General features: G+C 76.4%; 3 protein-coding genes. All 3 read right to left on the bottom strand.

The features are described 5' to 3' along the window. Positions 1-154: 154 nt before the first annotated feature. From ACBJ32_RS45160 to ACBJ32_RS45150, 3 genes are read right to left on the bottom strand one after another with little or no spacing between them, the layout of a single operon-like run. Entirely contained in the window at positions 155-1177 is a 1023-nt protein-coding gene (locus tag ACBJ32_RS45160; protein WP_375132078.1) for a threonine/serine dehydratase, read from the bottom strand. After that, positions 1174-9387, bottom strand: coding sequence for an amino acid adenylation domain-containing protein (locus tag ACBJ32_RS45155; protein WP_375132077.1), 8214 nt, complete (start codon positions 9385-9387; stop codon positions 1174-1176). The genes ACBJ32_RS45160 and ACBJ32_RS45155 overlap by 4 nt, the downstream gene beginning before the upstream one ends. Continuing rightward, entirely contained in the window at positions 9384-14204 is a 4821-nt protein-coding gene (locus ACBJ32_RS45150; protein ID WP_375132076.1) for an amino acid adenylation domain-containing protein, read from the bottom strand. The genes ACBJ32_RS45155 and ACBJ32_RS45150 overlap by 4 nt, the downstream gene beginning before the upstream one ends. Positions 14205-14517 lie beyond the last annotated feature (313 nt).

Raw genomic sequence — 14517 nt, 5'->3', positions numbered from 1 at the left:
CACACGTCAGCGCCATCGTGGCTGCTTCTGACGCGGTACGGGCCGGCCTGCTCCCGGCCGGTCGGCGGGTCACCCCAAGTTCCACGAAGGACCATCGAGGCGTGCACCGGCCCTGGGACCAGACCTGTGGGGTCCCAGGGCTACGGTGAAGAGATCACGTGCTCCGCACCAGCGGCTCCTCCCTGGTCTCCGTGCCGATCGCGACGTTGCCGCCGGAGAGGAGCGCGACCACGGGCCCCGGCGGCAGGTGCGCCTGGTGGGTGAGGTAGGCGGCCGTGGCCACCGCGCCGCTGGGTTCGGCGCGTTCCCCCAGCTCCCGCCAGAGCAGCCCGGCGGCGGCGTCGATGGCGTCCTCGGTCACGGTCACCATGTCGTCCACGTACCGATGGATGTGCTCCCACGCCAGCGCGCCCAGCACCGGCGCGCGCAGCCCGTCGGCTCGCGTGCGGTAGGTCAGCTCCACCGGCCACGCCGTCCGCGTGCCCGACCGGAAGCTGGCCGCCCCGTCGGCGGCCAGCTCGGGCTCGACGCCGATCACCCGGATCGCCGGGTCGGCAGCCTTGACCGCCACCGCGATCCCGGCCAGCAGGCCGCCGTTGCAGACGGGCACCAGGACGGCCCCCGCGTCCGGCAGGTCCAGGCAGATCTCGGTCCCGGCGCTGCCGTGCCCGGCGATGACGTCGAACGCGTCGGAGCCGACCACCGTCGCGCCGAACCGGTCGGCCAGCGCCAGGCATGCCTCCTCCCGCAGGGCGGGCGGCACGATCACCACCTCGGCGCCGAGCCGGCGCGCGGCGCGCACCTTCAGCTCCGGCGCCGTGTCCGGCAGGACGACGGTCGCCCGCACCCCCTGTTCGGCGGCGGCGTAGGCGATGGCCTGGGCGTGGTTGCCCGACGACTGCGCGATCACGTGCCGGACGCCGCGCCCCGCCAGCCGGCCCACGGCGTTGACCGCGCCGCGCACCTTGAACGAGCGGGTGGGCTGCCGGTTCTCCGGCTTGACCCAGAGCCGTTCGCCGGGCAGCCGCAGCAGCGGCGTGCGCCGCACGTACGGCGCGATGCGGTCACCGGCCGCCCGGATGTCGGCCGCGGTGACGAGCCTCGTGCGTGCCGCGTCTTCCGGGTTCGTGCGTGCCGCGTCTTCCGGGCTCGCGGATGCCGCGTCTTCCGCGTTCATGCGCTCAGCACCCTCTCCTGGATGGCGTCCAGGTCGGCCGCGGCCTCCGACGGCGGCGCGGCGTCGGGGACGAGGTCCTCCAGGTGACGCAGCGGCCGGTGCCACAGCCCCAGCAGCCCCCACACCACCAGGAACACGCCACTGGCGAGCAGCACCGCCCCCGCGCCCCCGCCGGGCCCGCCGGCGAACCGTCCGGCCCACTCCGCCAGCGGCCCGGCGGCGAGGAAGCCGAGCGGCTGCATGGCCGTGGCGATCATGATGTTCACCGCGAGCACCCGCCCCTGCAGCTCCGGCCCCACCTTGACCTGGATGATCGACAGCCAGTGCGCGTTGCCGATGCTCATGCACGCCAGCCGGACGAACAACCCGGCCGCGACCAGCCACACGACCGGCCACACGCCCATCAGCACCACGCCGAGCCCGGACCCGACCACGAAGCCGATCATCCCGGTGGCCCGCCGCCGGGTGCCGCCCCACACCAGCACCACGCCGGTGCCCACGGCCGCGCCGACGCCGCCGATCGCGGTCACCGCGCCCAGGTCCGCCGAGGTGCCGATGGCCAGCACGACCGGGGTGACGAGCACCCACATCAGCGCGGTGCAGAAGTTCACCACCGCGAAGTAGAGCGCCATCACCAGCAGCGGCCGCCGCCTGCGCAGGAACCGCCACCCGCCGGTGAGCGCCGCCGTGAACGTCTCCTCGCGCCGGTGGAACAGCCGGTCGGGGAAGCGCACCAGCAGCAGCGTCAGCACGCCGACCGCGAACGTGGCCACGTCCACGGCCACCACCGCCGACAACCCGAACAGGCCGATCAGCGCGCCGCCCGCGAGCGGCGCGACCACGTTGCCCGCCCCGAAGCCCACGTTCGCCAGCGCGTTGGCCTGCGGCAGGTACGGTTTCGGCACCAGCTGCGCGATCGCCGCCAGCCACGCGGGCTGCTGGAACGCCGACACGACCGAGGTCACGCCCACGATGAGGCAGACGTTCCAGAACGCCAGCCGCCCGGTGGTCAGCAGCAGCACCAGCGCCACCATGGCCAGCCCGGACAGCGCGTCGCAGGCCAGCATGATCTTGCGCCGGTCCACCCGGTCGGCCAGCGCGCCGCCCAGCGGGGTGAGCAGCACGGCCGGGATCTGCGCCAGCATCGTGACCAGCGCCAGATCCAGGATCTCGCCGCTGCGCTGGTAGGCCCACACGCCGAGCGCGAACGAGCTCAGCGCCGTGCCCAGCGCCGAGACGATCTGCCCGGCCGCCACCGTGTAGAAGGGCCGCAACCCGACGCGTTCGGGTGGGCGCACCGGATCGGGCAGCGTTCCGGCCGCCCAGCGGGTCAGGTGCTCCAGCACCAGGGCGGCCAGCGGCTCCGCCTGGTGGCGCAGGAAGTAGTGGCCGGCCCTGGGCAGCACGGCCCGCTCCACCCGTTGCGCGAACGCCGCCCACTCGGTGTAGCGCTCCTCGTGCAGCTCGGTGGCGCGGTCGCGCTCCCCGACCAGGCTCAGGACCGGGGCGCGCAGCGGCGCCCCCTCGCCGGCCAGCTCGCGGCCGAACCACTCCTGCGCCTGGTGGGCGTCATGCCGCATGGCGCGCACGGCGGTGCGCTTGGCGGCCTCGTCCATGTCGTCGAGCAGCCCGCCGGAGGCACGCAACGCGTCGCGGAACATCCGGTCGGACACCCAGCGGTCGCCGCCGAACAGCCGCCTGACCAGCCCGGGCAGCCGGGCCGCCGGGAAGCTCGCGGCGGCGATCACGCCCAGCACGGGCACGCCGTCCGCCTCCAGCCGTCGCGCCAGCGCGACGGCGGGCGCGGAGCCCACGCAGTGGCCGTAGATCGCGACCGGGCCCGACGCGGTCGCGGCCACCTCGGCGGCCAGCACGTCCACCAGCTCCTCCAGCGGCAGCGGCGGCTCGTCCGGGCGGGCGGGGTCGTGACCGGGCAGCTCGGCCGAGAGCACCTCCACCCGGTCGCCCAGCGCCCGGGCCAGCGGCTGGTACACCGCCGCCGACCCGCCGCCGTACGGCACGCACACCAGCGTGAACTCGCTGGCCCGGCCGCCGCCCAGGCGGTGCAGCAGCCCGCCGCCGTCCTCGCGGCCCAGGAACGCGGCCAGCTCGGCCACGGCGGGCCGGGTGAACAGGTCGATCACCCGCAGCCCGCGGCCGATCTCCTTGACCGCGCGCACCGCGGCGAACGAGTCGCCGCCGAGGGCGAAGAAGTCGTCGCCCGCCCCCACCCGCTCCACGCCGAGCACCCGGGCGAAGGCCCCGGCGACCAGCTCCTCGTTCGGCGTCGCGGGCGGCGCGTACGCGGCCTGCTCCGCCACCGGCTCGGGCAGGGCGGCGCGGTCGATCTTCCCGTTCGGGTTGAGGGGGAGCCGGTCGAGGGGCACGACGTGCGCCGGCACCATGTAGTCGGGCAGCCGCTCACGCAGCGCCGAGCGCACGATCGCGGCCTCCACGGTCGCGGGCGTCACCCACGCGGCGAGCTGCCTGGCCTTCCCCTCGCCGACGGGCAGCACCACGGCCTCGGCGACCTGGGGCAGCGCCCGCAGCGCGGTCGTGACCTCGCCCAGCTCCACGCGGTAGCCGCGCACCTTGACCTGGTCGTCCACCCGGCCGCGGAACTCGATCCGCCCGTCGGAGGTGACGCGCAGCAGGTCGCCGCTGCGGTAGCAGCGTCCCTGCCCGGTCAGCGGGTCGGGGACGAACCGCTCGGCGGTCAGCTCGGGCCGGCCGATGTAGCCGCGGGTGACCCCGGGGCCGCCGACCACCAGCTCGCCGGGCACGCCGGGCGGCACCGGCCGCAGGGCGGCGTCCACCAGGTGCCCGTACACGCCGGGCAGCGGACGGCCCAGCGGCACGATGCCGGTCCGCCGGTCGGCGGGGATCTCCTCGGTGTCGCACACCAGGCAGATCATCGTGGACTCGGTGTGGCCGTAGTGGCTCTGGATCCTGAGCCCCGGCCGGGCGGCCCGGGCCCGCTCCACCAGGTCCCACGGGCACGCCTCGCCCGCCAGGATCAGCAGCTCGCGCGGCAGCACGGCGGCCAGGTCGCCGCCCGAGGCGAGCAGCTCCAGGTGGCTCGGCACGCACTTGACGACGTCCACCCGGTGCTCGGCCAGGTAACCGGCGAACGCGGCCGGGTCCATCGCGGTCTCGCGCGGCACCAGGTGCACCGTCCCGCCCGTGGTCAGCGCGCCGAACACGCAGGTCAGGCCGAAGTCGGCGGCGGGCGTGGAGACCACCGCGAACGACCCGCCGGGCACGCCGATGCGCGGCAGCATGCCGCCCAGGTAGTTCAGGACGCCGCCGTGCTCGGCGGCCACCGCCTTGGGCGTGCCGGTGGACCCCGACGTGAAGATCACGTGGTGCAGGTGCCCGGGCCGCACGTCGACCTCGGGGCGGGTGTCCGGCAGGGACGGTGGCCGGTCGAGCGCCAGCACCCGCCTGCCGTCCCCGATCAGGGACGCGAACTCGCTCACCGTCACCACGGCCCGCACCCCGGCGGCATCCAGCATCGCGGCGATCCGTGCCGCCGGGTACGCCGGGTCCATCGGCAGGTAGCCGCCGCCCGACTTCTGGATGCCGAACAACGCGCACGCCAGATCCGCGCCCGGCTCCAGCAGCACGCCGACCGGCTCGTCGGCGCCCACCCCGGCCTCCAGCAGCCAGTGCGCGATCCGGTTCGCGGCCGCCTCCAGCTCCGCGTAGGTCAGGGCACGGTCGGCGCCCACCACGGCCCGCGCCCCGGGAGTCTCGTCCACCCAGCGCTCGATCAGGTGGTGCACCGCCCCGGCGGGCGGCTCGGGCGGCGGCCCGCCGGCCACGGCCGGGCCGGTCACCGGCTCCAGCGGCACCGCGCCCACCGGCGTGTCCAGGTCGGCGAGCAGCCCGTCGAGCAGGGCCGCGTACCAGCGGGTCAGCTTGGCCGCGGTGCCCGGCTCGAACAGGTCGGTCCGGTAGGCGAGCCCGCCGCGCAGCGGCGCGCCCGGCCCCTCGTCGACGACGTGCCAGCTCAGGTCGAACTTGGTGGTCAGCTCCGGCAGGTGGATCTCGGACGCCTCCAGGCCGGGCAACTCCGGCCCGGCCACGCCGGGGATGTAGTTGAGCATCACCTGGAACAGCGGCGTGGCCGCCAGGTTCCGCTCCGGCCGCAGCCGGTCCACCACCCGGTCGAACGGCGTGCCCGCGTGCGCCAGCGCGCCCAGCGCGGACTCCCGCGCGCGGGCCAGCAGGTCGCGCCCGGTCGGGTCGCCGCCCACGTCGATCCGCACGACCACGGTGTTGAGGAAGCAGCCCACCACGCCTTCGGTGTCCGGGTGGTCGCGGCCGGAGACGGGCACGCCGACCGCGATGTCCGCGCTCGCCGACAGCCGGGCCAGCAGCGCCTGCAGCCCGGCCAGCAGCACGATGAACGGCGTGGACCGGTAGGCGGCGGCCACCTCCCTGACCCGCTCGCTCAGCCCGGCCGGCAGCTCCAGGTCGAGCGCGGCCCCGCCCGGGTCGGGCACCGCGGGGCGCGGCCGGTCCGTGGGCAGGTCGAGCACCGGCGGCAGGCCGTCCAGGTGCCCGGCCCACCAGTCCAGGTCGGCCGGGTCGGGGACCGGCGACACCTCGGCGTACTGCGCCGGCGGCGGGTCGAGCGGCGGGCGCAGGCCGAGGCGGGCGGCGTACAGGCCGGACAGCTCCGACAGCAGCAGCCCCCGCGTCCACGCGTCGGTGGCGATGTGGTGGAAGGTGAGCGAGAGCACGTGCTCCCGCTCACCTTCCACGCCGCCGTCGTCCACGGCGAGCAGCACCGCCCGCATCGGCGGCTCGCGGTCCAGCGCGAACGGCGTCGCCAGGTGCGCGGCCAGCACGCCCTCGATCTCAGACCGGGCCACGCGCGCGGTGGACACGGGCACCTCGGCGGCGTCCCGCACCACCATCACCGGTTCGGGGCCGGAGTCGTCGACCACGCCGCGCAGCACGTGGTGCCGCTCGGCCAGGTCGCGCACCGCGCCCAGCAGCGCCTCCGCCCGCAGCGGGCCGCGCAGCCGCAGCGCCAGCGGCACGTTGTAGGCGCTGCTGCCCGGTTCGAGCTGCGCCAGGAACCAGAGCCTGGCCTGCACCCCGGACAGCGGCACCGGCCCGTCCGCCGGCGTACGCCGCACGCGCGCGGCGGCGGCCGGGCGGGGGAGCGCGGCGGCCAGGTCGGCCAGCACCGGGTGCTCGAACAGCAGCCGCACCGGCACCGCCGCGCCCAGCCGCTCCCGCAGCCGCCCGGCGACCCTGGTCGCCGCGAACGAGTGCCCGCCGAGGGCGAAGAAGTCGTCGTCCGCCCACACCTGCGCGAGCCCGAGCACGTCGGCCCAGACCTCGCCCACCAGGCGCTCCCCGGGAGTCCCCAGCGGCACCCGCACCGCGGGCCCCGCCTCGGGCACGGGCAGCGCCGCCCGGTCCACCTTGCCGTTCGGCGTGAGCGGCAACGCCTCCAGCACGCCGATCACGGCCGGCACCATGTAGTCGGGCAGCCGCTCGCGCAGCGCCGCCCGCACCTGGGCCACGTCCACCGTCACGTCCCCGGCCGCCGGCGTCACCCAGGCGGCCAGGCGCCGCTCCAGGCCGGCGCCGACCGGCTGCACGTACGCCTCCGCGACCTGCGGCAGGGCCCGCAACGCCGCGGCCACCTCGCCCGGCTCGACGCGGAAGCCGCGCACCTTCACCTGGTCGTCGATCCGCCCCAGGAACTCGATCAGCCCGTCCCCGGTCACCCGGACCCGGTCGCCGGTGCGGTACCAGCCGCCCGTGAAGCGCTCCGCGGTGAGATCGGGGCGGCCCAGGTAGCCGCGGGCCACGCTGGGCCCGCCGATCCACAGCTCCCCGGGCACGCCGGGCGGCAGCGCCCGCCCGGAGGGGTCGGCCACCCGGCACACCACGTCCGCCAGCGGCCGGCCCAGCGGGGCCCGGCCCGCGCCCAGCTCGGCCAGAGCCTCGCCCGCGTCGCAGGCCAGCACCGACACCGTGGTCTCCGTGGGGCCGTAGTGGATCTGCACCTCCAGGTCCGGCCGGGCCTGCCGGACCCGCGCCACCAGGTCCGCCGGCACCGCCTCACCGGCCAGGATCAGCAGCTTCCCGGGTAACGCGGCCGTGCCGAGGAGCTCGAGCTGGCTGGGCACCATCTTGATCGCGTCCACCGGGTGCGCCGCCAGGCGGGCGGCGAACGCGGCCGGGTCGGTGGCCGTCTCGTGGTCGATCAGGTGGAGGGTGGCGCCGGTGGCCAGCGCGCACCACACGTTCGTCATGCCCAGGTCGGCGGCGGCGGTGGAGACCAGCGCGAACGAGGTCATCCCCGCGGGGATGACCTCGGCCACCGCGCCGAGGTAGTGCGTGATGTGCCGGTGCTCGACCGCGACGCCCTTCGGCCGCCCGGTCGAGCCCGACGTGTAGATCACGTACGCCAGGTGCTCCGGCCGCACGGCCACGCCGGGGCGTTCGCCGGACGCCCCCGCCGCGGCGGCGAGCTCGGCGTCCGTGAGCACGATCCGCGCTCCGGCGTCGGCCACCACCGCCCGGTTGCGCCCCTCCGGGTAGACCGGGTCGAGCGGCAGGTAGGCCGCGCCCGCCTTGAGCACGCCGAGCATGGCGACCACCAGCTCGGGCCGCCGCTCCAGCAGCACGCCGACCGGCTCCTCCGGCCGCACCCCGCTCGCCAGCAGCCAGTGGGCCACCTGGTTGGCGCGGCGGTCCAGCTCCGCGTAGCTGAGCGAGCCGACCGCGACCGCGTCCGGGCGGGCGTCGGTCACCCGCTCGACCAGGCTGTGCAGCGGCACGTCCACGGGCAGGTCCGCGCCCGGGCCGCGCAGGTCGTCGCCGGCCGGCAGCCGCACCGGCGCGTCCGGGTCGGTGAGCATGCCGTCCAGCAGCTCCAGGTACCAGCCGGCGAGCCGCCGCACGGTGGCCTCGTCGAACAGGTCCGTGCGGTAACGCAGCTCGCCCGAGAACCGGGTGCCGTCGTCGCCGAGCTCCAGGTTCAGGTCGAACTTGGCGGTCGGCGCGGGCGGCGACCCGGTCACGACCTCCAGCCCGGGCAGCGACACCGGCGCGCCGGTGTCGTAGACGTTGAGCATCACCTGGAACAGCGGCGTGACCGCGAGGTTCCGCTCCGGCTGCAGGCGCTCCACCACCCGCTCGAACGGCGTGCCGGCGTGCGCGAACGCGTCCAGCGCCGCCGCGCGCGTCCGAGCCAGCAGCTCCGCGCCGGTCGGGTCGCCCGAGGTGTCGCCGCGCACCACCAGGGTGTTGATGAAACAGCCGACGACCCGCTCGGCGTCGGGGTGGTGGCGGCCCGCGTGCGGCACTCCGACGGCGATGTCGTCGACGCCGGACAGGCGGCTCAGCAACGCCTGCAGCCCGGCCAGGAACACCATGAACGGCGACGTCCCCGCCACCGCGCGCACCTTCGCCGACAGCCGCTCGGGCACCTCCACCGCGACCGCCGCCCCCTCCCACGTGGGCACGGGCGGGCGCGGGCGGGCGAGCGGCAGGTCGAGCACCGGCGGCAGGCCCGCCAGGTGCCCGGCCCACCAGTCGAGGTCGGCGTCCGGCCGCCCGGCCTCCCACGCGGCCACGTCCGCGTACTGCAGGGCCGGGGGAGCGGGGGGCGGCTCCAGGCCGAGGCGGGCGGCGTACAGGCGGGCGAGATCGTCCAGCAGCACGCGTTCCGACCAGGCGTCGGTGGCGATGTGGTGCAGGGTGAGCGCGAGCACGCACTCGTCGTCGCCGAGCCGGAACACCGTGGCCCGCAGGGGCGGCTCGGCGTCCAGCCGGAACGGCCGCCAGGCGTGCCCGGCCAGCTCCCGCTCCAGCTCCGCCGGATCTGCGTCCACCAGGTCCACCACGGGCACCGGCACGGCTGCGACGGGACGCACGCGTCCCTTCTCGACGACGCCGCGCAGGATCCAGTGCCGCTCCGCCAGGTCCGCCACCGCGCCGGTGAGGGCGGCGACGTCCACCGGGCCGCGCAGCCGCAGCGTCAGCGGCACGTTGTAGGCGGGCGTGTCCGGCTCGAGCTGGGCCAGGAACCACAGCCGCTCCTGCGCCGGCGACAGCGGCATGTCCGCGGCCGACGTCGCCGGGATGCCGGGGGCGGCGGCCTCGTCGTTCTGCTTCAGAGCGGCGGCGAGCCTGGACCGGACGAGTTCGGCGATCCGGTCCTCACGTACCTCGGTCATCCCTCGATCCCCTCCATCAGGTCGGCGGCCAGCAGCTCCTCCAGAGCGGCGGCGAAGTCGGCGAGCACCGGGCGGTCGAACAGCAACCGCACGGGCACGGCGACCTGCAACATCTCGCGGAGGCGGCCGGCCACCCTGGTCGCGGCGAACGAGGCTCCCCCGAGGGCGAAGAAGTCGTCGCCGGCCCAGACCTCGGGCCGTTCGAGCACCTCGGCCCAGACGGCGGCCACCAGGCGCTCGGCGTCGGTGGCCGGCGCGACCCGCACCAGGTCCGGTCCGGTGTCAGGAACGGTGTCCGGCTCGGGCAGCGCGTCACGGTCGAGCTTGCCACTGGGCAGCGTGGGCAGGGCCGGCAGGGCGACCCAGCGGCGCGGCACCAGGTGGCCGGGCAGCCGGGACCGGGCGTGCCGCTCGATCGCGGCCAGGTCCGCCGTCTCCGGCGCGACGTAGCCGACCAGGTGGGCGTGCGCGTCCGCCCCCGCCACGGTCACCGCGGCGGCGTCGGCGATCTCGCGCAGTACGGCCTCGATCTCGCCCAGCTCGATCCGGTACCCGCGGACCTTCACCTGGTGGTCGCGGCGGCCGTGGAACTCCAGCGTCCCGTCCGGCCGCCACCGCGCCAGGTCACCGGTGCGGTAGCACCGGCCGCCCGGCGTGAAGGGGTCGGCCACGAAGGCGGCCGCGGTCAGGTCCGGCCGGCCCCGGTAGCCGCGGGCCACCCCGGCGCCGCCCAGCAGCAGCTCGCCGACCGCGCCCGGCGGCAGCAGCCGCAGCCGCGCGTCGACCACGTACGCCCGCTCGCCCGGCATCGGGCACCCGATCGGCACGCGGTCGCCCTCGTGCGCGCGCACCCGGTGCAGCGTCGAGGTGACGGTGGTCTCGGTGGGCCCGTAGGCGTTCCACAACTCGCCGACGCGCAGCAGGATCTGCTCGGCCAGCGCCGGGTCCAGCGCCTCCCCGCCGGCGACGGCACGCAGCGCCGGGCCGCCCGCCCAGCCGGCCGCGATCAGCATCCGGTACGCGGTCGGCACCAGGTCGATCACCGTGGCCCCGCTCGTGGTGATCAGCTCCGCCAGCGCGTGCCCGTCGGTGGCCGTGGCACGGTCCACCACCACCGACGTGCCGCCGGCGGCCAGGACGCTCCACAGCTCGGAGGCGGAGGCGTCGAAGCTCAGCGGCGCGACCGCGGGCTGCACGTCGGCCGGGCCGAGGCGGAGCGCCGAGATCATCCCGGCCACGAGGGCGGCCAGGCCGCCGTGGGTGACCTCGACCCCCTTGGGGGTGCCGGTGGAGCCGGAGGTGTAGGTGACGTATGCCAGGTCCTCGGAGCGTACCTCCGGCAGGTCGGCGCGCGGGCCTGCCGCGAGCCGATCCGCGTCGAGCGTCACCGGCTCGTCCGCGTCGGGGGCCGGCGCTGCTTCGAGGGGCGCTTCGCCGCGCGTGAGCACCACGCGGGCGCCGGCGTCCCCGGCCAGCAGGCGCAGCCGCTCGGCCGGGTGTTCCGGGTCCAGCGGCAGGTACGCCGCCCCCGCCCGCCACACACCCAGCAGCACCGCCGGCAACATCCGGTCCCGCGGCACGCGGACGCCGACCACGTCGCCCCGCGACACCCCGTGCTCCAGCAGCCCGGCCGCGATCCGGTCGGCGCGCTTGTTCAGCTCGGCGTGGCTCAGCGCGGCGCCGTCCGGGCCGACCACCGCCGTGCCCGCCGTGCCCGCCGTGCCCGCCGTGCCCGCCGTGCCCGCAGTGCCCGCAGTGCCCGCCGTGCCCGTCTTGTGCGCCGCGAGCGCCAGCGGCACAGGCGGCAGGCCGTCCGGCAGCCGCGGCCCGGCCGCGCGGGCCAGCAACGCCGCGCGTTCGTCCGGGGTGACCAGCTCGAACGCCGCGATCGCCAGGTCCGGCTCGGCCAGCGCGCGCCGCAGCAGCCACAGCAGCCGGTCCAGGTACGCCCCCGCCGCCTCCCGGCCGAGCAGCGCGACCGCGTACTCCAGGTGCAGTTCGGCCCCGGCGGCCGTGCGGTTGACGAGCACGCTGAACTCGTGCACCGCCGCGCCCGAGCCGACCTCGGTCAGCAGTTCGAGGCAGCCGGCGCGCACCGGCACCTCGGCGTGCTGCATGGCCAGCAGCACCGGGGCGCGAGGCAGGTCGGCGGGCGGGACCTCCTGGTGGACCAGCGCCCGCGTGGTGGCCTCCCCGGCCTGCTTGACCAGGTCGCGGAAGGTCGGCGCGGCGTCCGGCCGCAGCCGCACCGGCACCGTGTCGATCAGCGGCCCGACGACCCGGGCCAGCTCCGGCCTGGCGCGCCGCGCCGCGACCACGCCGACCAGCGTGTCCGGCTCCCCGGAGGCCAGGGCGAGAGCGGCCAGGTACACCGCGAACGGGGTCGCGCCGCACGCGCGGGCCAGCGCGGCCACGCCGTCCGTGAACTCCTCGGGCAGCGGCCTGGTCACCCGGCACGTCGTCAGGTCGCCGGGCGGCGGCCCCGCCACCGGCACCCCCGCCAGCTCGCCGCGCCAGAACTCCCGCAGCCGCGCGAGGTCGGGCCGGTCCTCCTGCTCGCGCACCGCCACGTCGCCGAGCTGCACCGCCGGCTCGGGAACGGGCTCACCCGCCAGCTCGGCGGCCAGCTCGTCCATCAGCACGCCGACCGAACCGCCGTCGAAGGCGAGGTGGTCCGTCACGAGCACCAGCTCGGCCACGTCGTCCCCGACGGGGCACAGGCTCGCGCGGAGCAGCGGCACCTCGTTCGTCACGTCGAACACGTACTCCGCCGCGGCCTGGGCCACCTTCACCGGGTCCGCGCCCGCCGGGTGCTCCACCAGGGGGACGGCGACGGGCGGGTGCACGACGGCGTACGGGACGCCGTCCTCGCCGACGGCGACGGTACTGCGCAGGGCCTCGTGCCGGCGTAAGACCGCGTCCAGCGCCGGGCGCAGCGGCGCGCTCCCGCTCAGGCCGCGCACGCGTAGCCGGACCGACACGGTGGTGACCGGGCTGTGCGGGTGAAGCTGGCGCAACGTCCAGAACTCGCGTTGCGTGGCGGTGAGCGGGTGCCGGGCCCGGCCGGTCCGCCGCACCGGCGCCGATCCCGGCTCGCGCAGGCGCGCCGCCAGCCCGGCCGCGGTCGGCTCGGTCAGGAACGCCGCCAGGGGCACGGTGTGCCCGAGCCGCCGTGACAGCTCCGTCACCACCCGGGCGGCGGCCAGCGAGTGCCCGCCCAGGTCGGCGAACCGGTCGTGCACGCCCACCTCCGGCAGGCCCAGCACGTCCGCGATCACCTCGGCCACCTGGCGCTCGTCGTCCGTCCGCGGCGCGACCGGCACCGCGCCTCCCGTCCGGGCGGCGCCCAGCTTGGGCAGGGCCGCGCGGTCCACCTTGCCGGTGGGGCCGATCGGCAGGTCACCCGTCACGCCGATCCTGGCCGGAACCAGGTGGTCGGGCAGCCGGTCACGCAGCCAGTCGCGCAGCTCGGGCTCGGTCACGCCGGAGGCGGCCACGTGCGCGACGAGGTAGGCGATGCCGTCGTCGTCGGTGTGCGCCAGCACGACGGCGCGGCGCACCGCGGGATGGCGGTCCAGCGCCGACTCGACCTCGCCCAGTTCCACCCGGTAGCCGCGGATCTTGACCTGGTCGTCGGCGCGGCCCACGTAGCGCAGCTCGCCGTCCACCCACCGGACCAGGTCGCCGCTGCGGTAGACGCGGGTGCCGTCCGGCTCGGTGCGGAACGCCTGCGACTCGTGGCCCAGGTACCCGCGGGTCACGCCGGGCCCGCCGATCCACAACTCGCCCACCTCTCCGTCCGGGACCGGCCTGCCGGAGGCGTCGCGCACGCTGAGCAGCGCGCCCGCCATCGGCGCGCCCAGCGGCGGGTCGCCCTGGTAGTCGCGGCTCACCTCGAACATGGTGGAGCCGGTGGTGCACTCGGTGGGGCCGTACATGTTGAGCACGCGGCGCACGCCCGGGTTGGCGTACATGCGCGCGACCAGGGCGGCGGTCAGCCGCTCGCCGCCGGACAGCACCATGCGCACGCCGTCCGGCAGCGGCTCGCGCAGCAGCACCGACAGCGCGGACGGGACGCCGAAGACCGTGCGCACCTCGTCGCGGGCCGGCAGCGTCGGCAGCGCCAGCACGTTGTCCGCCATGATCACGGTTCCGCCGGCGGACAGCGGCGTGAAGATCTGCGTGATCGAGGCGTCGAAGCAGATGGAGGAGCCGGCCAGCATGCCGCTCAGTTCCTCGGCGGTGTAGGCGGACGCCTCCCAGCGCACCAGGTTCAGGGCGTTGCGGTGCTCCACGACCACGCCCTTGGGGCGGCCGGTGGAGCCGGAGGTGTAGATGACGTACGCGGCGTCGCCCGGCTCGCCGGGCACCTCGGGCCCGCGCGCGGCGGGCGTCACGTCGTCGACGAGCACGGTGCCGGCGCCGGTCAGCGACGCGGTATCGCGCCGCGCCGCCGAGGTGACCACCGCGCTCACGGCGGCGTCCTCGGCCATGAAGCGTAAGCGCTCCGTCGGGTAGGCCGGGTCCAGCGGCACGTAGGCCGCCCCCGCCTTCAGCACCCCGATCAGCGCGGGCACCAGCCACTCGTCGCGGTCCATGCAGATCCCGGCCAGGTCGCCGCGCCCGACACCCCGCGCGGCCAGGGCGTCGGCGATCCCGTTGGCCCTGCGGTCGAGCTCGGCGTAGGTCAGCCGGCTCGTGCCCGCGACGACGGCGACACGATCGGGCGTCCGCCGGCACTGCGCCTCCAGGGCCTCGTGGAGGCGGGCGGGCGAGTTCGTGAGAGGGCGGTTCGCGCCCGTCACAGCTGTAGTCATGTGTCCTCTTTCCAGCAAAGGTCGAACGTGCCCGGGTGGGCGATCTCGAAGGGGCCCGCTCCCGGGGACGGCAGGCGGGCCCGGGCGAGGTCTTCGCCGGGAGCGCGGGGTCGTGCGGGCGGTTCACCGTCGCGTGGTCGGCGGGTGCGGCGGGGCGCGTGTCTTCTCCTGGCCACCTGCTCCCTTCGCCGAAGACCATGGACGTCCGCACAGCAGCATCGGCGACGCGGCTTGCCGCTGACTTGGAACCTGCCGTGATCTTGCTTGCAGGAGGGGCGCGTCATCGGCCGATCGGCTCGAGACGGCTCGGAAG

The organism is Nonomuraea sp. GTA35 (assembly GCF_041950525.1).
Taxonomy (GTDB): Bacteria; Actinomycetota; Actinomycetes; order Streptosporangiales; family Streptosporangiaceae; genus Nonomuraea.
The sequence above is the reverse complement of the archived record's forward strand: the minus strand, read 5'-3'. Positions and strand labels throughout refer to the sequence as shown.